The sequence below is a fragment of the Pseudomonas sp. PB3P13 genome, assembly GCF_054897735.1.
In genome coordinates this window covers 2,281,250-2,301,365 of record NZ_CM142702.1, presented here as the reverse complement: position 1 = coordinate 2,301,365, position 20,116 = coordinate 2,281,250, and the positions used below count along the sequence as shown (strand labels likewise).

Genomic DNA, 20,116 nt, shown 5'->3' with positions numbered 1-20,116 from the left:
AATCATGCAGATTGGGCACGAGTGGATTAATCTAAAGCTCAGCCATAGACCTTTGGCGTGCCGCCGCGGTCTATGCCAGTGCCTATCGATTAAAAGGAAGAACGCCATGCCTGCCCGCGAACTGCAAGAACAGCTCAATACTCTGCGCGAGCAATTGGAACAAAATCCGCCGCTGACTGAAGCCGAGCGCGAGAACCTGCGCGACTTGATGGCGCAGATTGAAGCCGAGATCGAACTGGAAACCAAAACCCAGGACACCAACCTCGCCGACAACGTGAACCGGGCTGTCGAGCGTTTCGAACTGGAACACCCTACCCTTGCCGGCACCTTGCGCAACATCGTGCAGACGCTGGGGAATATGGGGATCTGAATCCTGCGGATGCAAAAAAGCCCCGCTAGCGATAGCGGGGCTTTTTCATGCCTGCGATTTACAATCGACTGCGTTATTGGCGGACCAGACGATGGTTCGGCAACTGCACATCTTCAGTGCTGCGATACGGGTTTATGTCCAACCCACCACGCCGAACATAACGCGCATACACCGTCAGTTTCTCTGGTTTGAGCAAGCGTTGCAGATCGAGGAAAATCCGCTCCACGCACTGCTCATGGAAGTCGGAGTGCTGACGGAAACTCACGATGTATTCCAACAGACTGGCGTGATCGAGCGCAGCACCGCGATATTCTACTGCCACGCTGCCCCAGTCCGGCTGACTGGTCACCGGGCAATTGGATTTGAGCAAATGACTGTGCACGCTCTCTTCGACGATGCGCGAATCATCGCAACGCAGCAGTTCCGGACGCGGCTGCTCGTAGTTGCTGACACTGATGTCGAGGTCGTCAATGCACAGGCCCGGCAACGCAACAACGCCTAGCGCCGCCACCTCATCCAGACTGCGAATGCGCACGCCGACCGACTTACCGGCCGCAGCCGACAAGTCTTTGACCAGCGTCGCTTCGAGGCTGGCGGTGTCGGCGAACGGGGTTTGGTTCAAGGAGTTCAGGTACAGCTTGAACGACTTGGATTCGATGATGTTCGGCGAATCCGCCGGAATACTGAATTCGCCGATTGCCACCACCGGCTTGCCGGATGGCAGCAGCCACGAAAGCTCAAAGCAATTCCAGAAATCCACGCCCGTGTACGGCAAGGTTTCAGCCGTCAGGCCCAGCTCGGCCCACTTCGCGGTGCGCGGAATCGGGAACAGCAAGGACGGCGTGTACGTGGCGATGTATTCACTGGATTTGCCCAGCGGCGAATGTTCGGCTGCGGGATGCATGGCGGAAAACCTGACTGAAGAATCAGCCGATTCTAACAAGTTCGCCGCCGCGTTTCACTCGCCAGCGTCGACGGCCAACTTGCCAACCATCCCGGCCTGATAATGGCCAGGAATATTGCAGGCGAACTCAAGTTCGGTAGCCTTGGTGAATGTCCAGTTCAGCTCGGCGGTTTTGCCCGGCTCGACCAGCGTGCTGTTAGGGTCGTCATGCTTCATGCCGTGGTGCATGGTGCTGTGGTCCATTTCCTTCATGCCTGTAGGCGTGAGCATGCCGCTTTGCTGCATTTTGAGCATTTCCTGCTGATGCCGGGCGTGCATCGCCGCATCGCCGAGGTTGAATTCATGCAGCAACTGGCCTTTATTCACCAAGACAAAGCGAATTGTCTCACCGGCCTTGATATTGATCGATTTTGGCGTGAACGACATATCACCCATCACCACTTCGACACTACGCGTGGCCTCGGCGGCCGCAGTCGGCTGACCGAAATCGAACGTATGCGCCGGCGTAGCCCATACCGGCGAAATCAACGCCAACAGACATGCGGCCAGCAAAAGGGGTTTGTGCAAAAACATTGTCGTACTCCAACACGTTAGGATTCAGCCCGTGAAAACTCTAAACTGCCGACACTGCCCGCAACCTGACGGGCAGATTACAACTTTGTCAGGTTGGCCCGTACCACACCCACCCACGGTATAAAGCTCACGTTTCGCTAATCCCGAGTCGCCCATGAAACTGCTGATTGTCGAAGACCAACCGAAAACCGGCCATTACCTGCGCCAAGGCCTGGCCGAGGCCGGGTTCAATGCCGAACTGGTGGCCGATGGCAACACCGGGCAGCAATTGGCACTGAGCGGCGATTACGCACTGTTGATACTCGATGTGATGCTACCGGGCCGCGACGGGTGGCAGATTCTGCAAGCCGTGCGCAACGCAGGGCTCGACACGCCGGTGCTTTTTCTCACGGCCCGCGACGCGGTGGAGGACAGGGTTCACGGTCTTGAGCTGGGGGCCGACGATTACCTGGTCAAGCCGTTCGCCTTTTCCGAGTTGCTGGCTCGGGTGCGCAGCCTGCTGCGGCGTGGCAGCCTGACGCCGCAGGAAACCAGCCTGCAACTGGCCGATCTGCGTCTGGACCTGATCCGCCGCCGCGTCGAGCGCAGTGGGCAGCGGATTGATCTGACCGCCAAGGAGTTCGCTCTGCTGGAGATGCTGCTGCGCCGTCAGGGCGAAGTCCTGCCCAAGTCGCTGATCGCGTCGCAAGTCTGGGACATGAATTTCGACAGCGACACTAACGTGATCGAAGTCGCAATCCGTCGCCTGCGTCTTAAAGTCGATGATGATTACCCCAACAAGTTGATCCACACCGTGCGCGGCATGGGTTACGTGCTTGAAGAGCGTGGCGTCTGATGCGCAAGATTTCCTTGAGCAGCCGCCTGGCACTGCTGTTTGCCGCGTGCACGGCCGTGGTGTCGTTGTTCGCCGGACTGTTGTTCAGCCGCGCCAGCGAAGCGCACTTCGTTGAGCTGGACCAGCAACTGCTGGATGGCAAGTTGATTGGTCTGCGCCGGGCGCTGCACGACCTTCAGTCGAGTGACAGCGAAGTCAGGCTGGCGGATGAGTTGAGCCGCGAGGCTGATCTGTCGCTGCGGATCACCGGTAGCGACGGCCGGCGTTGGTACGACAGCTCGTCACGCTTGCCCGACCAGCTGCCGCAAAAGCCCGGCCTGGCGACGGTCAGTGATGCCGGTACGGACTATCGCGTCCTGAACGCGCCACTGTTTCCAGAAAACCCGGCTTCGCCACAGTTGACGCTGCTGCTGGACATCACCCATCACCAGCACTTTTTGCAGCGCATGCAGCGCCTTATCTGGCTGACCGTCGGCCTCTCGGCCCTGGCCACCGCGCTGCTGGGCGCCTGGGCCGCGCGCAGTGGTCTGCGCCCGTTGCGCCGCATGAGTGCGGTGGCCAGCGGCGTTTCGGCGCAGTCCTTGAACGCCCGCTTGCCGGAAGCGAACATGCCGCCAGAGCTGGCGGAAATGGCCCATCACTTCAACGCCATGCTGGGACGCCTCGACGACTCTTTTCAGCGCCTCTCGGCGTTCTCCGCCGACATCGCCCATGAACTGCGCACGCCGCTGTCGAACCTGTTGACCCATACCCAGGTCACCCTCACCCGCCCACGGCCGATCGAAGACTACCGCGAGGCATTGCACAGCAACCTTGAGGAGTTGCAGTGGATGGCGCAACTGGTCAACGACATGTTGTACCTGGCCAAAGCAGACCATGGGTTGCTGACGCCCAAGCGCGAGTTATTGGACCTGGCGGAAGAAGTGGATGTGTTGCTGGAGTTTTTTGCGCCACTGGCCGAAGACGCCCGAGTGACGCTCAGCCGTGATGGCAGCGGGCAATTGATGGGCGACCGCAACATGTTGCGGCGGGCGCTTTCCAACCTGCTGGACAACGCGCTGCGGTTTACCCCGGTGAATGGCGAGGTGCGGGTGCGGGTAATTGATCGATCCGCAGTTTTGAGCCTGTTGATCGAAAATACCGGGGACGGGATTTCAGAAGAACTGTTGCCGCGTTTGTTTGATCGATTCTACCGGGCAGACCCGGCGCGCAGGGAAGGCAGCAGCGAACATGCGGGGGTGGGATTGGCGATTACCCAGTCGATCGTGCGTGCCCATGGCGGGCAGATTCGATGCGAATCGGATCGGGGGTGGACGCGGTTTTTGATCGAATTGCCCAAGGAAGATTGAGGCCAGCAGGCCTGGCCTAATCGCGGGCAAGCCCGACTCCCACAGGATCAGAGGTGCCCACCAGTGAGTGATTCAACACGGTCAATCGTGGGAGCCGAGCTTGCTCGCGATAGCGATCTAACGGCCTATGAATAGCGCAATGCCGTTGCCGGCTCGATCTTCGCCGCTCGCCACGCCGGGTACAGCGTCGCCAGAAAGCTCAACACAAACCCCGCCGAGCAGATCAACACCACATCCCCGGCCTGCAGCTCCGAAGGCAGGTTGCTGACGAAATACACGTCGGAGCTGAAGATGTGCTGGCCACTGACCCGCTCCACCCAACCGACCAGCTCGCTGACGTTGAGCGCCGCGATCACACCCAGCACGCCGCCGAGCAAGGTGCCGACGATACCGATCACGGTGCCCTGAACCATGAAGATCGCCATGATCTGTCGAGGCGTGGCGCCGATAGTGCGCAGGATCGCGATGTCCGCGCCCTTCTCGTTCACCACCATGATCAGCGTCGCAATGATATTGAACGCTGCCACGGCGACGATCATCAGCAGCAACAGACCGATCATGGTTTTTTCCATTTTCATCGCACTGAACAGACTTCCCTGGGTGTGAGTCCAGTCGTCCGCTCTGTAAGCAGTGCCCAGTCCGCCAGCAATATCGCTGGAAACCTTGGGCGCTGCGTACAAATCCTTGACCGCCAGACGCACGCTCTGCACCTGATGGGGCTGCCAATGCTGCATCTGCGCGGCATCGGCGACGTGGATCAGCGCCATCGAACCATCCAGTTCGGCGCCGACCTTGAACACGCCAACCACGTTCAGCCGCTGCATGCGCGGGGTGATGCCGCCCGGTGCGGTGCTGACTTCCGGAACGATCAGGGTGATCTTGTCGCCGACATTGAGGCGGAACCGGCGCGCGGTGATCTCACCAATCACCACGCCGAATTCGCCGGGCTTCAGAGCATCCAGTCGCCCCTGAACAATGTGTTTGGCGACAATCGAGACCTTGCCTTCAAGGGCCGGATCGACACCACTGACCTGAATCGGCTGCATCGAGCCTTTATAGGACAGCATGCCTTCCATCTCGGTGAACGGCACGGCAGCCGTCACTTCGGGGTTTTTCATGGCCGCGGCGGCCACCGGTTGCCAGTCGTCAATCGGGTTGACGCCGACGATGGTCGCGTGCGGCACCATGCCGAGAATTCGCGAGCTCATCTCGCGCTGGAAGCCGTTCATCACCGACAACACCACGATCATTGCCAGCACGCCCAAGGCGAGGCCGATCATCGAGGTCATCGAGATGAAGGAGACAAAGCGATTGCGGCGCTTGGCGCGGGTATAGCGCGTGCCGATAAAGATCGATAACGGTCTGAACATTCGCTGGGGCACCGTATAAAAATAAAAGACCCGACGCACCTCAGTGCGGTCGGGTTTCGGTCAGTCAGATCGGGGTGAGGCAACCTTCCTGCAGGTGCAGGACTCGATCCATCTGACGAGCCAGATTCATGTCGTGGGTCACCACCAGAAAAGCAGTGCGCATCGAGGTGCTGAGTTCGAGCATCAGATCCTGAATGCCTTGCGCCGTGTGGGAATCGAGGTTGCCCGTAGGCTCATCGAGCATCACCAGGCCGGGCTTGTTCACCAGCGCGCGGGCGATGGCCACGCGCTGACGTTCGCCGCCGGACAATTCCGACGGTTTGTGTTCCAGGCGATGGCCCAGCCCTACCCGCTCCAGCAACGCGGTCGCCCGCTGACGCGCCTCGGGGATAGGCGTTTTGCCGATCAGCAAGGGCATGCAGACGTTTTCCAGCGCGGTGAATTCCGGGAGCAGATGGTGGAACTGGTAAACGAAACCCAGCGAGCGGTTACGCAACAGACCGCGCGCCTTTTCGTTCAGGGCCGACAATTCTTCGCCCGCCAGCCAGACGCTACCCTTTGACGGTGTATCGAGGCCGCCCAGCAGGTTGAGCAAGGTACTTTTGCCCGAGCCCGAAGTGCCGACAATCGCCACACGCTCACCCGGATGCAACTCGAGTTGCAGACCGGCCAGAACCTCTACCGATTCCGGGCCTTCCTCGTAGGATTTGCCCAGGTTGCGGCAACTCAAGATTGCTTTATCACTCATGCCCGACTCACTCATAACGTAGCGCCTCCGCAGGCTGGGTGCGCGCGGCACGCCAGGCTGGATACAGGGTGGCGAGGAAACTCAGAACCAACGCGGCGGCGCAGACCATCAACACATCCTGGCTCTGCACTTGCGATGGCAGGTAATCGATGAAGTACACGTCGGCGTTGAGGAATTTGTGGCCAATCAGGCCTTCGAGGGCCGAAATAGCGGCGCTCACATTCAGCGCGGCAAAGATCCCGACCACGGCGCCGATCAGCGTGCCGACCACACCAATGACCGTGCCCTGGACCATGAACGTCGCCATGATCGTACCCGGCGTGGCGCCGAGGGTCCGCAGAATGGCGATGTCGCCTTTCTTGTCGTTCACCACCATCACCAGCGTGGAGATGATGTTGAACGCGGCCACTGCGACAATCAGCAGCAAGAGCAAACCGATCATGGCTTTTTCCATGCGGATCGCCTGATACAGATTGCCGTGGGTGCGGGTCCAGTCGCGAGCGTAATAACGGTCTTCGCCGAGCTGCTGGGCGATGTTCCAGGCAGTGCGTGGTGCCTGGAACAGGTCGTCGAACTTCAGGCGGATGCCCTGCACCTGATCGGGTTTCCAGCGGTGCAGTTTCGCCAGGTCCTGCAGATTGGTGACGCCCAGGTAACCGTCGATTTCACCGGCGCCGACATGGAAAATACCGACCACGGTGAAGCGCTTCATGCGTGGGAACATCCCGGCCGGGGTCACGGTGACCTCCGGTGCAACGAATGTCAGTTTGTCACCGATGGCCGCGCCAAGCTTGGCGGCGGCTTTGTCACCGATCACGATGCCGAAGCTGCCGGGGGCAAGATCGTCGAGTTTGCCCTGCAGCATGAACTTGTCGATGATCGACACCTGCCGCTCCAGCGCCGGATCGATTGCATTGAGCAAAACTTTGGAGACTTTGCCATTGTTGGTCAGCAAGCCCTGCATTTGCGTGAACGGCGCCACGGCCGTCACCTGCGGGTTCTGCTTGACCCTGGCGGCGAGGTCCTGCCAGTCGTTGATCGGGTCACCGGACTCGATGGTCGCGTGGGGCACCATGCCCAGCACGCGGGTGCGCATCTCATGATCGAAGCCGTTCATGACCGACAGTACGACGATCATCACGACCACGCCGAGGGCGAGTCCGATCATCGAGGTCAGGGAAATGAAGGACACAAAATGATTGCGACGCTTTGCACGGGTATAACGCGTGCCAATAAATACGAAGAGAGGTCTGAACATGTCGGGGCTTGTTCGGAGGGAAAAGGAACGTCCTTGTGGCGGGGGTCGATAACCAGCTTTACACTCAGACCACCGCCGCTACCATGGGTTCGCCATGTCGACATTAGATGAAGAAGATCGCCGCGAATACTACCGTATCGAGGATTCGATCGCACTGGAAATTAGGCCCCTGTCTGCTCCCGAAGCCGCAGGCCAGGAAGTTTTGCAGGATACTTCCCCGCTTTTCAACCTGCTCAGTGAATTGCATCTGAGCGAATTCGAATCCCAACACTTGCTGCGCCAGATCAGTGACCGCGACCGCAATATCGCCGCTTTCCTGAAATCGCAGAACAAGCGCATCGACCTGCTCAGCCAGGTACTCGCCATCACCGTGCTGGGACAGATTGGCGAGCCGCAACCGGTGACCATCTCCGAAGGCGGCGTGGAATTTCAGTATCCGACGCCGATCGCTGCGGGCACGCACCTGTCGGTGAAACTGGTGCTGATGCCGCAAGCTCTCGGCCTGCTGTTGCGCGCACGCGTCACTCATTGCGATGCCAGGGGCGACGGCTATGACGTGGGCACCGAGTTCCAGCGCCCCACCGATGCCCAGCGGCAGTTGCTCGCCCGTTACATTTTGCAGAAGCAGGCTCAGGAAAGACGTCTGGCCCGCGAAAAAAACGATCCCGGCATTTAAATTAAGGAAGAACCGTGACCCTCATCTACGGCCATCGCGGCGCCAAGGGCGAAGCACCGGAAAATACCCTGACCGGTTTTCAGGAATGTCTTAAGCACGGCGTGCGACGCTGCGAACTGGACCTGCATTTGTCCAAGGACAACGAGCTGATGGTCATTCATGACCCGACGCTCAAGCGAACCACCGAGCGCCGGGGCAAGGTTGTCGAGCACACCGCGAAAGAGCTGGTGACCTACGACGCGCGCAAAGGTGGCCCCGGCTGGATAAAACCATGCCCCATCCCGACGCTGGAAGAATTGTTCGAAAAATGCGACTTCGATCATTGGCAACTTGAAGTCAAAAGCGCTTCACGCACCCGCGCCGCGACCACCGTGCTGGCAATCCGTGAAATGGCTCAACGCTTCGGCATGCTCGAAAAGATCACCATCACCTCAAGTTCAAGGGAGGTGTTGAAGGCTGCGCTGGACCTGGTGCCAGACGTGTCTCGTGGACTGGTGGCCGAGTATGCCTGGCTCGATCCGCTGAAGGTCGCGCAAAGCTACGGCTGTGAAATTCTCGCGTTGAACTGGACGCTGTGCACGCCGGAACGCCTGCAGAAAGCGCAGCGTCAGGGGCTGCATGTGTCGGTGTGGACAGTCAACGAGCCCGCGCTGATGCGCAGGCTCGCCGACTTCGGCGTTGACAGCCTGATTACAGACTTTCCCGGTTTGGCCAGCGCCACGCTCGAGAATTGCTGAAATCGGTCTCCCCGGCCGGCTCAGGCCACCGGCCGGAGCCGCTCAAAAAAGCCGGTTGAGGCCGTCGTATGCCGCTACCCGATAGGCTTCGGCCATGGTCGGGTAGTTGAACGTCGTGTTGACGAAATACTTCAGCGTGTTCAGTTCGCCTGGCTGGTTCATGATCGCCTGACCGATGTGCACGATCTCCGACGCCTGATAACCGAAGCAATGTACGCCCAGCACTTCCAGGGTTTCACGGTGGAAGAGGATCTTCAGCATGCCTTGTGGTTCACCGGCGATCTGTGCCCGCGCCATCCCTTTGAAGAACGCCTTGCCGACTTCGTACGGCACCTTGGCCTGGGTCAGCTCCTGCTCGTTCTTGCCGATCGAGCTGATCTCCGGAATGGTGTAGATGCCGGTCGGCACGTCATTCACGAAACGCCAACTGCCGTTGTCAATGATGCTGCCGGCGGCCGAACGGCCCTGGTCATGCGCGGCACTGGCCAGGCTCGGCCAGCCGATCACGTCGCCGGCACCGTAGATGTTCTGGACACCGGTGCGGTAGTTCTCGTCAACTTCGATCTGGCCACGACTGTTGACCTTGACGCCGATGTTTTCCAGGCCCAACTGATCGGTGTTGCCGGTACGACCGTTGCACCAGAGCAAGGCGTCGGCCTTGATCTTTTTGCCGGATTTGAGGTGCAGGATCACGCCGTTGTCCACGCCTTCGACGCGCTCATAGTCTTCGTTGTGACGAACCGTGATGTTGTTGTTGCTGAAGTGGTAGCTCAGCGCCTGGGAAATTTCCGAATCGAGGAAGCTCAACAGTTGACCGCGGTTATCCACCAGTTCAACCAGCACGCCCAAACCACTGAAGATCGACGCGTACTCGCAACCGATCACGCCGGCGCCGTAGACGATCAGTTTGCGCGGGGTGTGGCCGAGGCTGAGGATGGTGTCGCTGTCGTAGATACGCGGGTGATGGAAATCGATATCCGCCGGGCGATACGGGCGCGAGCCGGTGGCGATGATGATGTGCTTGGCAACAAGCTTTTCGACTACACCATTGGCGCAGACCACTTCTATGGTTTGTTCGTCGGCAAAGCTGCCGGTGCCAAAAAATACATCGACGCGATTACGGGCGTAGTAGCCAGTACGTGACGCGACTTGTTTGGAGATGACTTTCTCGGCGCTTTTCAGCACGTCCGGAAACGAGAACCAGCGCGGTTCACCAATCGCCCGAAACATCGGGTTGGTGTTGAACTGCATGATCTGCCGGACCGAGTGACGCAGGGCCTTGGACGGGATAGTGCCCAGGTGGGTGCAGTTGCCGCCGACCTGGCGACGGCTATCGACCATCGCGACCTTGCGCCCTGCCTTGGCGGCGTTCATTGCCGCGCCTTCTCCGGCGGGGCCGGAACCCAACACCACCACGTCGTAGTTGTAGACAGCCATGCGTACTCCTCAGAACAGGCCGCGGTGCACTCGGCACCTGCGGCTAAATCACGCCGATCTGTGACGTGAAGGAACAATTTGGGGCCTGTGCAGAACCCGGACACAGTCTATAGAAGCGTCAACGCCGGGCACATTAACCCTTGGTCGCGTCGTAGGCTACTTTTGCCTGCGCCACAACGCCAGTTTTCAATGTTGGACTTGCCGTGTTCATTCGGTTTTCTTACCTGCAAGGCGCTCGAAAGCCGGGTTTGTGCGAGCAATGAAACCTGTATCGGCACGCACGACAAAAAATGCACCGATGTCATGGCGTTGGGCAAAGTCCCAACCCCGATCCGGCCCCAGAATCAGCAACAGTGTCGATAGTCCATCGGCCATCAACGCTGAAGGATCAATGACCGTGACTGACGCCAGCGTGTGCAGGACGGGCGCGCCGGTGCGGGCATCGATGGCGTGGGAATACCGCCTGCCGCCCTGCACGAAATAGTGGCGGTAGTCGCCGGAGGTGGAAACGGCGTAGCCGTCCACGCTGATGATGCGCTGCGCCACCTGCTGATCGTCGCGAGGTTCCTCCAGGGCAATCTTCCAGGCCGAACCGTCGAGCTTTTTTCCCGCAGCCTTGAGTTCGCCGGTTACTTCGGCCAGATAGTTGTGAATGCCCAGCGCTTCGAGCCTGTTTGCGATCATGTCAACCGCATAACCGGCGGCGATACTGTTGAAATCGACGGCGACAGCAGCGTCTTTGCATAGCCGGTCTTCTTCAATTCGCAAGTGCCGATAACCAACACGACTCTGCACCTGAGCCAGCGCCTGAGCAGTGGGAACGTTCTCTCCTCGTGATTGCGGACCGAACCCCCAGAGGTCGAGCAGCGGCGCCACAGTCAGGTCGAACGAGCCTTCACTCTGGTCGGACAGGGCCTGGCCAACGCGGACCAACTCGAGCACCGGCGCAGGCATTTTCTGACAGTGGTTGGCGGGCAGCGTGTTGAAGCGGGCAATGTCCGAGTCGCTGCGGTAGGTCGACATCTGCTGATCGACGTCCGTGAGGATCTGTTCGACTTCTCGCTGGACTTCTTTCGCGGCGGGAAGACCGGCGTGGCGCAGGTATTTGATTGAATAGGTGCTGCCCATGGACGGGCCGCTGACGTTTTCCATGGAGTCGCCATTGCCGCAGCCGGATAGCGCGCCGCACAGCACCAGGACAATATTTTTCCACCGCCTCAAAAATACATTCTCCCCTGTCAAAAACAAAAACGCCCCGACCTGAGTCGGGGCGCTTTCATATACCCATGAAGCTTAGCGCGGGAATGCTGGCGGGTTTACACCGGCCATGTCTTCCATCACGCGAACTACCTGGCAGCTGTAACCAAATTCGTTGTCGTACCAAACGTACAGCACAACGCGGTTGTCCTGGCAGATAGTGGCTTCGGCATCGACAACACCGGCATGGCGCGAACCGACGAAGTCGGTGGAAACCACTTCCTGCGAATTGACGAAGTCGATTTGCTTATGCAGATCGGAGTGCAGCGCCATGTAGCGCAGGTACTCGTTCATCTCTTCACGGGTGGCGGCTTTCTCAAGGTTCAGATTGAGAATGGCCATCGACACGTTTGGCGTCGGAACGCGGATCGCGTTACCGGTCAGCTTGCCGGCCAATTCCGGCAAAGCCTTGGCAGCAGCAGTGGCAGCACCAGTCTCGGTGATGACCATGTTCAACGCAGCGCTACGGCCACGACGATCGCCTTTATGGAAGTTGTCGATCAGGTTCTGGTCGTTGGTGTACGAGTGAACCGTTTCAACGTGACCGTTGACGATGCCGAACTTGTCGTTGACAGCCTTCAGCACCGGCACGATGGCGTTGGTGGTGCAGGACGCCGCGGAAACGATCCTGTCGTCAGCGGTGATTTCGCCGTGGTTGATACCATGAACGATGTTCTTCAGCTTGCCTTTGCCAGGCGCGGTCAGAACAACGCGATCAACGCCCGGGCACGCCAGATGCTGGCCCAGACCGTCGGCATCACGCCATACACCGGTGTTGTCCACCAGCAGCGCATCGTTGATGCCGTACTGGGTGTAGTCCACTTCGGTAGGGTTTTTCGCGTAGATAACCTGAATCAGGTTGCCGTTGGCGGTGATGGTGTTGTTGGTTTCATCAATGGTGATGGTGCCATCGAACGGACCGTGAACCGAGTCGCGACGCAGCAGGCTTGCGCGCTTGACCAGATCGTTTTCGGCGCCCTTGCGGACCACAATGGCACGCAGACGCAGGCCGTCGCCACCACCGGTTTTCTCGATCAGGATGCGCGCCAGCAGACGGCCGATACGACCGAAACCGTACAGGACAACGTCGGTGCCCTTGCGAGCGTTGACGTTTTGCTGGCCAACGACGTCAGCCAGTTCTTCACGAACGAACTGCTCGGCGTTACGGCCGTTGGCTTGGGCCTTGAACTTGACGGCCAGCTTGCCCAGGTCTACCGAAGCAGCGCCGAGCTTGAGTTCGCTCATTGCCTTCAGCAGCGGGAATGTTTCGTGGACGGACAATTCGCTGTCATCGGACTGGCGGTGACGAGCAAAGCGGTGAGCTTTGAGAATTGCGATGACTGAACGATTGATCAGGCTGCGGCCATAGATCGAGCTCACCACATTATTATTGCGGTACAGCTGACCGATAAGCGGAATCATCGCTTCTGCGAGTGCTTCACGGTCGATCCATTCACCAAGACACTGGTCGGGCTTCTGAGTCACGGGAACCTTCCACATGTAGGGGCAGAAAAAAGGGGCTACATTATGCCGCCGAGTGCTTCTCGTAGCAATGCGCACCTGTCGCACGAGACGAAACATTTTTCCTGTTCAAAAAATTAACGCCTCGCTCAAGCCCAGTAAAACCGGGGCCTGCAGAATAGTCAAATTTTTGAACTGCCCCCCCAAAGTGTCCGTAACCCTCCGTAACACACGATGGATTTGCCACTACATATTCATTATTTTTGAACAAAAAACCGCGCAATTTTGTCTTTACCACTACATTTCACTCAACCTGCGTATTAGACACAGTCTGCAACTGACAGGCGGCACCCGGGACCGCTACAATTACCGACTTTGTCGCAACGCTTGGAGCTTAACCTTCCGTGCCCGTTCTGCGTCTACCGCTACTGCCTGCCGCGGCAGGTAAACAGCACTGGGGCAACCTGCCCGGTGCCGCCCTGAGCCTGGCCATTGCCGAGGCTGCCAGCGCTGCCAAGCGCTTTACCCTGTTGCTGACTGCCGACAGCCAAAGCGCCGAACGGTTTGAGCAGGAACTGAGTTTCTTTGCCCCGGATTTGCCAGTGCTGCATTTCCCGGACTGGGAAACCCTGCCCTACGATCTGTTTTCGCCGCACCAGGACATCATTTCCCAGCGTATCGCAGCCTTGTACCGGTTGCCTGAACTGAGTCACGGCGTTTTGGTGGTGCCGATCACCACAGCCTTGCACCGGCTGGCGCCGACGAAATTCTTGCTCGGCAGCAGCCTGGTGCTGGACATCGGCCAGAAGCTCGACGTCGAGCAAATGCGCACCCGACTTGAAGCGAGCGGTTATCGCTACGTTGATACGGTGTACGAACACGGCGAGTTCACCGTGCGTGGCTCGCTGATCGACCTGTTTCCGATGGGCAGCAAATTGCCCTATCGCATCGACCTGTTCGACGACGAAATCGAGACGCTGCGAACCTTCGACCCGGAAAACCAGCGCTCCATCGACAAAGTGGAAACCGTTCGACTGTTACCGGCGCGTGAATTTCCGCTGCAAAAAGATGCAGTCACGCGCTTCAAGGCGCGCTTCCGTGAACGCTTCGATGTCGACTTCCGTCGGTGCCCGATCTTTCAGGACCTCAGCAGCGGGATTACTCCAGCGGGTATCGAGTATTACCTGCCGCTGTTCTTCGATGAAACGTCAACGCTGTTCGATTATCTGCCACAAGACACCCAGGTCTTCTCCCTGCCAGGCATCGAGCAGGCGGCAGAAAATTTCTGGAATGACGTGCGCAATCGTTACGAAGAACGTCGCGTTGACCCGGCCCGTCCTTTATTGCCACCTGGCGAATTGTTCCTGCCGGTGGAAGATTGCTTTGCCCGACTGAAGAACTGGCCGCGTGTGGTCGCCAGCCAGCAGGACGTGGAAACCGGCGTCGGCCGTGAGCGCTTCCCCGCTCGCGCGTTGCCGGACCTGGCTATCGAAGCCAAGGCGACCCAGCCATTGGCGGCGCTGGCCGGTTTCCTCGATGAGTTTCCCGGTCGCGTGCTGTTTACCGCCGAGTCCGCGGGCCGGCGCGAAGTACTGCTGGAATTGCTCGAACGCCTCAAGTTGCGACCCAAAACCGTCGACAGCTGGCCTGATTTCGTCGCAAGCAAAGAGCGCCTGGCAATCACCATCGCACCACTCGACGAAGGGTTGGTACTGGATGACCCGGCCCTGGCGCTGGTCGCCGAGAGCCCGCTGTTCGGGCAGCGCGTGATGCAACGCCGTCGCCGCGAAAAACGCGCCGACGCCAATAACGATGCCGTGATCAAGAACCTCACCGAGCTGCGCGAAGGCGCGCCGGTGGTGCACATCGATCATGGTGTCGGCCGCTATCTCGGGCTGACCATCCTGGAGATCGATGACCAGGCCGCTGAATTCCTGACCCTCGAATACGCGGAAAATGCCAAGCTTTACGTGCCGGTGGCCAACCTGCACCTGATCGCCCGCTACACCGGCAGCGACGATGCATTGGCCCCGTTGCATCGCCTCGGCTCGGAAACCTGGCAAAAAGCCAAGCGCAAAGCGGCTGAACAAGTGCGCGATGTCGCCGCCGAGTTGCTCGACATCTATGCGCGCCGCGCAGCTCGTGAAGGTTACGCCTTCGCCGATCCGAAAGCCGACTACGCGACATTCAGCGCCGGCTTTCCGTTTGAAGAAACGCCGGACCAGCAGACCACCATCGAAGCCGTGCGTGCCGACATGCTCGCACCGAAACCGATGGACCGGCTGGTGTGCGGCGACGTTGGTTTCGGCAAGACCGAAGTGGCCATGCGCGCAGCGTTCATTGCAGTCCACGGCGGACGCCAAGTGGCAATTCTGGTGCCGACCACCCTGCTCGCTCAGCAGCACTACAACAGTTTCCGCGATCGCTTCGCCGATTGGCCGGTGACCGTGGAAGTGATGAGCCGCTTCAAGTCGGCCAAGGAAATAAACGCCGCCGTCGCGGACCTCGCCGAAGGCAAGATCGACATCGTCATCGGCACGCACAAACTGCTGCAGGACGACGTCAAGATCAAAAACCTCGGGCTGGTAATCATCGATGAAGAGCACCGGTTTGGCGTCCGGCAGAAAGAACAACTCAAGGCACTGCGCAGCGAGGTCGACATCCTGACCCTCACCGCCACGCCGATTCCGCGCACGCTGAACATGGCGGTGTCGGGCATGCGCGACCTGTCGATCATCGCCACACCGCCGGCACGTCGCCTGTCGGTGCGGACATTTGTCATGGAGCAGAACAAAAGCACGGTCAAGGAAGCGTTGCTGCGTGAGTTGCTGCGCGGCGGCCAGGTCTACTACTTGCACAACGACGTGAAGACCATCGAAAAATGCGCTGCCGACCTTGCCGAACTGGTGCCGGAAGCACGGATCGCTATCGGCCACGGGCAGATGCGTGAGCGCGAACTTGAACAGGTGATGAGCGACTTCTACCACAAGCGTTTCAACGTGCTGATCGCCTCGACCATCATCGAGACCGGCATCGACGTGCCGAGCGCCAACACCATCATCATCGAGCGCGCCGACAAATTCGGCCTGGCGCAGCTGCACCAATTGCGCGGCCGTGTCGGTCGCAGCCACCACCAGGCGTACGCGTACCTGCTAACGCCGCCGCGCCAGCAAATTACTGCGGACGCCGAAAAGCGTCTGGAAGCGATTGCCAACACTCAGGACCTCGGCGCGGGCTTCGTGCTCGCGACCAACGACCTGGAAATCCGCGGCGCTGGCGAGCTGCTGGGCGATGGTCAAAGCGGTCAGATTCAGGCCGTGGGTTTCACGCTGTACATGGAAATGCTCGAGCGCGCGGTCAAGTCGATCCGCAAAGGTGAGCAGCCGAACCTCGATCAACCGCTCGGTGGTGGGCCGGAAGTCAACCTGCGCGTTCCGGCATTGATTCCCGAAGATTACCTGCCGGACGTCCATGCGCGCCTGATCCTGTACAAACGCATTGCCTCAGCGACGGACGAGGAAGGTCTCAAGGACTTGCAGGTCGAGATGATCGACCGTTTCGGCCTGCTGCCAGAGCCGACCAAAAACCTGATGCGTATCACTGCGCTGAAGTTGCAGGCCGAGCTGCTGGGCATCAGGAAAGTCGACGGCGGCCCGCAAGGCGGCCGGATCGAATTCGCCGCGCAAACGCCGGTGGATCCGCTGACCCTGATCAAACTTATCCAGAGCCAGCCCAAACGCTACAAGTTCGAAGGCGCGACGATGTTTAAATTCCAGGTGCCGATGGAACGCTCGGAAGAGCGCTTTAATACTGTTGAGGCGCTGTTCGAGCGCCTCATTCCGAAAACTGCTTGAAGGACGCCGCATGCGCCTGTTTCACACGCTGACTTTGCTAATGACTCTGGTCACCCCTGCGGCATTTGCCGACGACCTGTATCAGGTCGAAATGATTCTGGTCCGCCAGAATGCAGTACCGGCCATTGTCAGCCGAGCCGCCCCCGAAGACTGGGCTGCCGGGGCACAACGCCTCAGCGCCGACAGCTTGCGCACGCCGAGCCTGAACATGGAAGTTGAAAAGCTGACGGCGAGCAATGAATACACGGTGTTGCTGCATAAAGCCTGGCAACAGAATCTCGGCGAGCAAGTCAGTAAGGTCGCGATCAGTGAAGGCGACGAGCAGTTCGGGCAATTCCCGATCGAGGGCACGCTGGGTTTGAAGTTGGGACGTTTCACCGATGTTGCTGCGGATTTTTGGGTCAATCAAATCGATGCCAATGGCATGGTCACCGCCAGCGAACGCTTGAAACAGGAAAGCCACACCAAAAACGGTCAGCTAAACTTCCTCGACAATGGCCACTTGGGCCTGCTGATCAAGATCACATCGCTGACCGCACCGGCCCCTCGGCCGGTCCCCGAAGAAATTCCGGACTGATTGAAGTCCATATGCCTGCGACCCTGAGCAAACCCCTCGCACCTTCCTGGGTCAGCCGATTCAAGGAACAAAGCCTGGAACGTGGCCGCCGCTACGCGCTGGAGAATCGCGTCAGAATCGTCGAGGTGGCAGACGCCACCATTACGGCGGCTTGCGAAGGCTCCGGCGGTAACGTTTACCGTCAGACGATTCGCCTGCGCGAGTCAGCCAAAGCCACCCTGCTGATGGTTGATGCAACCTGCACCTGCCCGGTCCGCAGCAATTGCAAACATTGCGCGGCCGTGCTGCTGAAAGTCCAGGAAACACTGGCCTATCCTGCCGCGGCACAGGACGCCGATTTGTTGGAAAAACTCCAGGCCGTTCTGGAAAATCGCGATCCCAAAGCGCCGCCGCAGGTGCTGGTGGACAACGTCCAGCCGATTCCGCGCCTGTGGCTGGCGAGTATCGAGTTCAGCGCGTTCGAACCGCGCAATGGCAAGATGCAACGTTACATTCAGCATCGTGCGGCGCTGTCCTTCAGCTATCTGGATGAGTATGTCAGCGGGCAAAAAAACACCGATGTGCTGATTCGCCAGGAAACCCGGACGCTGCGGATAAAACGTCATCCGGAAGTCGAACAGGCTTACAGGGAACAGTTAAGAATCCTCGGCTTCAAGATCGCCACCCGGCAAAGCAAGGCCTTGCCGGAAAGCGCGGGCGAACTCTATGAGATGGTCAATGACAGCGCCTGGCTGACCTTTACGCTCAACGAATTGCCGAAGCTGCGCGCCCAGAATTGGGAGCTGCAGATTGACGAAGATTTCGGTTTCGACCTGACCGCCGTCGACGATTGGTACGCCACGGTTGAACAGGCACCGGAGCGTGACTGGTTCGATCTGGAACTGGGGATCATCGTGAACGGCGAGCGACTCAGTCTGCTGCCGATTCTGCTTAACCTGATGCGTTCCCACGCCGAAATACTGAACCCCGAACGCCTTGCCCGACGCCGTGACGACGAACTGATCCTGGTGAACATCCCCAATCGGCCGCATTCCGAACACGGCGCGCTGCAAGTCGCCCTGCCCCTCGGCCGTTTGAAACCGGTGCTTGCGACTTTGGGCGAGTTCTATCTGCAGGGTCCCGGCGAGACTACGCTGCGTCTGAGCAAGGTTGATGCCATTCGCTTGAACCCGCTGGAAGACATGCCGCTGCTCTGGGAGGGCGGCGAGCAGATCCGCACTTTCGCTCAACGTCTGCGGGACATTCGCGATGACACCGCGGCCCCCCCTGAAGGTCTGAACGCGACCCTGCGTCCGTATCAGCTCGAAGGTTTGAGCTGGATGCAATCCCTGCGGCAACTGGAAGTTGGCGGGATTCTCGCGGATGACATGGGCTTGGGGAAAACCCTGCAGACCCTGGCGCACATTCTCATCGAGAAAGACGCTGGACGCCTGGACCGGCCCTGCATGGTAGTGATGCCGACCAGCCTGATTCCCAATTGGCTAGACGAGGCGGCGCACTTCACACCTCGGCTCAAAGTGCTTGCGCTGTATGGCGCCGGGCGCAAAAGGCATTTCGAGCAGCTCGCAGACCATGACCTGATCCTGACGACCTATGCGCTGCTGCCAAAAGACATCGAACGACTGGCCGCGCAACCTTTGCACGTATTGGTTCTGGACGAAGCGCAATACATCAAGAACCCGAACAGCAAAGCCGCCCAGGCTGCCCGCGAGCTCAATGCACGCCAGCGTTTGTGCCTTAGCGGTACGCCACTGGAAAATCACCTCGGCGAACTGTGGTCGCTGTTTCACTTTTTGTTGCCGGGCTGGCTCGGCGACGTCAAGAGTTTCAACCGCGATTACCGCGTGCCAATCGAAAAGCGCGGCAGCGAAGTCCGGCTTCAGCACTTGAATGGCCGGATAAAGCCGTTTTTGCTGCGCAGAACCAAAGAGCAGGTGGCCACCGAGTTGCCGCCGAAAACCGAGATCATCCATTGGGTGGAGCTCAACGAGGCCCAGCGCGATATGTATGAAACCATGCGTCTGGCGATGGACAAGAAAGTCCGCGACGAGATCACCCGCAAAGGCGTGGCGCGCAGTCAGATTATTATCCTTGAAGCCCTGCTGAAGCTGCGTCAGGTGTGCTGTGATTTACGCCTGGTCAACGATGCTGCCCTGCCGCCCAAGGGCAGCACCTCGGGCAAACTTGATAGCCTGATGGAAATGCTGGAAGAGTTATTCGAAGAGGGTCGCAGGGTTCTGCTGTTTTCGCAGTTCACCTCAATGTTGTCGTTGATCGAAGACGAATTGACCAAACGCGGCGTGGCTTACGCGATATTGACGGGCCAAACCCGAGATCGACGCACGCCGGTGAAAGAATTCCAAAGCGGGAAGCGTCAGATCTTCCTGATCAGTTTGAAGGCCGGCGGTGTAGGTTTGAACCTGACCGAAGCAGACACGGTGATTCACTATGACCCGTGGTGGAACCCGGCGACGGAAAACCAGGCCACCGACCGCGCCTACCGCATTGGCCAGGAAAAGCCGGTGTTTGTGTACAAGCTGATTGCACGCGGCACGGTGGAAGAGAAGATTCAGCATCTGCAAAAGGAAAAATCCGACCTGGCAGCGGGCGTACTGGATGGGCGCACGGCTGGCGACTGGAAATTGCAGACTGACGATATCGAGGCGCTGTTTGCGCCGTTGCCGGACAGGCTCGAAAAGTAGCGGTGGTA

At 59.1% G+C, this 20,116-nt stretch carries 16 protein-coding genes; 8 read left to right on the top strand and 8 right to left on the bottom strand.

Going from position 1 to position 20,116, the window contains the following annotated elements:
* Nucleotides 1-106: 106 nt before the first annotated feature.
* Nucleotides 107-370: a DUF4404 family protein gene (locus ACYZT1_RS10560; protein ID WP_462018876.1), complete on the top strand. Its 264-nt coding sequence runs from the start codon at nucleotides 107-109 to the stop codon at nucleotides 368-370.
* A gap of 73 nt (nucleotides 371-443) precedes the next feature.
* Here ACYZT1_RS10560 and queF read toward each other — a convergent pair whose 3' ends face one another.
* Nucleotides 444-1,274: an NADPH-dependent 7-cyano-7-deazaguanine reductase QueF gene (queF, locus tag ACYZT1_RS10555; RefSeq protein ID WP_462018875.1), complete on the bottom strand. Its 831-nt coding sequence runs from the start codon at nucleotides 1,272-1,274 to the stop codon at nucleotides 444-446.
* Nucleotides 1,275-1,328: 54 nt separating this feature from the next.
* Entirely contained in the window at nucleotides 1,329-1,847 is a 519-nt protein-coding gene (gene copI, locus ACYZT1_RS10550) for a copper-resistant cuproprotein CopI (RefSeq protein WP_462018874.1), read from the bottom strand.
* Nucleotides 1,848-2,001: 154 nt separating this feature from the next.
* Between copI and ACYZT1_RS10545 the strand changes: the two genes are divergently transcribed.
* A complete protein-coding gene (locus tag ACYZT1_RS10545; RefSeq protein ID WP_462018873.1) occupies nucleotides 2,002-2,682 on the top strand; it encodes a heavy metal response regulator transcription factor in 681 nt (226 codons plus the stop codon).
* Nucleotides 2,682-4,031, top strand: a complete 1,350-nt coding sequence (locus ACYZT1_RS10540; protein ID WP_462018872.1) for a heavy metal sensor histidine kinase — start codon at nucleotides 2,682-2,684, stop codon at nucleotides 4,029-4,031. The genes ACYZT1_RS10545 and ACYZT1_RS10540 overlap by 1 nt, the downstream gene beginning before the upstream one ends.
* A gap of 125 nt (nucleotides 4,032-4,156) precedes the next feature.
* On the opposite strand, the gene ACYZT1_RS10535 is transcribed toward ACYZT1_RS10540, so the two are convergent.
* The 3 genes from ACYZT1_RS10535 to ACYZT1_RS10525 all read right to left on the bottom strand — a co-directional run bounded on the left by ACYZT1_RS10535 (nucleotide 4,157) and on the right by ACYZT1_RS10525 (nucleotide 7,407).
* Entirely contained in the window at nucleotides 4,157-5,401 is a 1,245-nt protein-coding gene (locus tag ACYZT1_RS10535) for a lipoprotein-releasing ABC transporter permease subunit (protein ID WP_462018871.1), read from the bottom strand.
* A 64-nt stretch (nucleotides 5,402-5,465) separates the two neighbouring features.
* A complete protein-coding gene (gene lolD, locus ACYZT1_RS10530) occupies nucleotides 5,466-6,149 on the bottom strand; it encodes a lipoprotein-releasing ABC transporter ATP-binding protein LolD (protein ID WP_177326960.1) in 684 nt (227 codons plus the stop codon).
* Nucleotides 6,150-6,156: 7 nt separating this feature from the next.
* A complete protein-coding gene (locus ACYZT1_RS10525) occupies nucleotides 6,157-7,407 on the bottom strand; it encodes a lipoprotein-releasing ABC transporter permease subunit (protein ID WP_462018870.1) in 1,251 nt (416 codons plus the stop codon).
* Between the two features lie 94 nt (nucleotides 7,408-7,501).
* Between ACYZT1_RS10525 and ACYZT1_RS10520 the strand changes: the two genes are divergently transcribed.
* Both ACYZT1_RS10520 and ACYZT1_RS10515 read left to right on the top strand, forming a co-directional pair.
* Nucleotides 7,502-8,083 carry a PilZ domain-containing protein gene (locus tag ACYZT1_RS10520; RefSeq protein ID WP_462018869.1) on the top strand — a complete coding sequence of 194 codons (582 nt, stop codon included), beginning with the start codon at nucleotides 7,502-7,504 and terminating at the stop codon, nucleotides 8,081-8,083.
* A gap of 14 nt (nucleotides 8,084-8,097) precedes the next feature.
* Nucleotides 8,098-8,820, top strand: coding sequence for a glycerophosphodiester phosphodiesterase (locus ACYZT1_RS10515; RefSeq protein ID WP_462018868.1), 723 nt, complete (start codon nucleotides 8,098-8,100; stop codon nucleotides 8,818-8,820).
* A gap of 42 nt (nucleotides 8,821-8,862) precedes the next feature.
* Here ACYZT1_RS10515 and sthA read toward each other — a convergent pair whose 3' ends face one another.
* The 3 genes from sthA to ACYZT1_RS10500 all read right to left on the bottom strand — a co-directional run bounded on the left by sthA (nucleotide 8,863) and on the right by ACYZT1_RS10500 (nucleotide 13,014).
* Nucleotides 8,863-10,257, bottom strand: a complete 1,395-nt coding sequence (gene sthA / locus ACYZT1_RS10510) for a Si-specific NAD(P)(+) transhydrogenase (RefSeq protein WP_462018867.1) — start codon at nucleotides 10,255-10,257, stop codon at nucleotides 8,863-8,865.
* A 207-nt stretch (nucleotides 10,258-10,464) separates the two neighbouring features.
* Nucleotides 10,465-11,409: an FAD:protein FMN transferase gene (locus ACYZT1_RS10505; RefSeq protein ID WP_462018866.1), complete on the bottom strand. Its 945-nt coding sequence runs from the start codon at nucleotides 11,407-11,409 to the stop codon at nucleotides 10,465-10,467.
* A 141-nt stretch (nucleotides 11,410-11,550) separates the two neighbouring features.
* The gene (locus tag ACYZT1_RS10500; protein WP_462018865.1) at nucleotides 11,551-13,014 is read right to left on the bottom strand and encodes a glyceraldehyde-3-phosphate dehydrogenase; all 1,464 of its coding nucleotides are present in this window, start codon (nucleotides 13,012-13,014) and stop codon (nucleotides 11,551-11,553) included.
* Nucleotides 13,015-13,379: 365 nt separating this feature from the next.
* Between ACYZT1_RS10500 and mfd the strand changes: the two genes are divergently transcribed.
* From mfd to ACYZT1_RS10485, 3 genes are read left to right on the top strand one after another with little or no spacing between them, the layout of a single operon-like run.
* Nucleotides 13,380-16,829, top strand: a complete 3,450-nt coding sequence (gene mfd / locus ACYZT1_RS10495) for a transcription-repair coupling factor (RefSeq protein WP_462018864.1) — start codon at nucleotides 13,380-13,382, stop codon at nucleotides 16,827-16,829.
* Between the two features lie 10 nt (nucleotides 16,830-16,839).
* Nucleotides 16,840-17,406, top strand: a complete 567-nt coding sequence (locus ACYZT1_RS10490; protein ID WP_462018863.1) for a CsiV family protein — start codon at nucleotides 16,840-16,842, stop codon at nucleotides 17,404-17,406.
* An 11-nt stretch (nucleotides 17,407-17,417) separates the two neighbouring features.
* The gene (locus ACYZT1_RS10485; RefSeq protein WP_462018862.1) at nucleotides 17,418-20,108 is read left to right on the top strand and encodes an SNF2-related protein; all 2,691 of its coding nucleotides are present in this window, start codon (nucleotides 17,418-17,420) and stop codon (nucleotides 20,106-20,108) included.
* Nucleotides 20,109-20,116 lie beyond the last annotated feature (8 nt).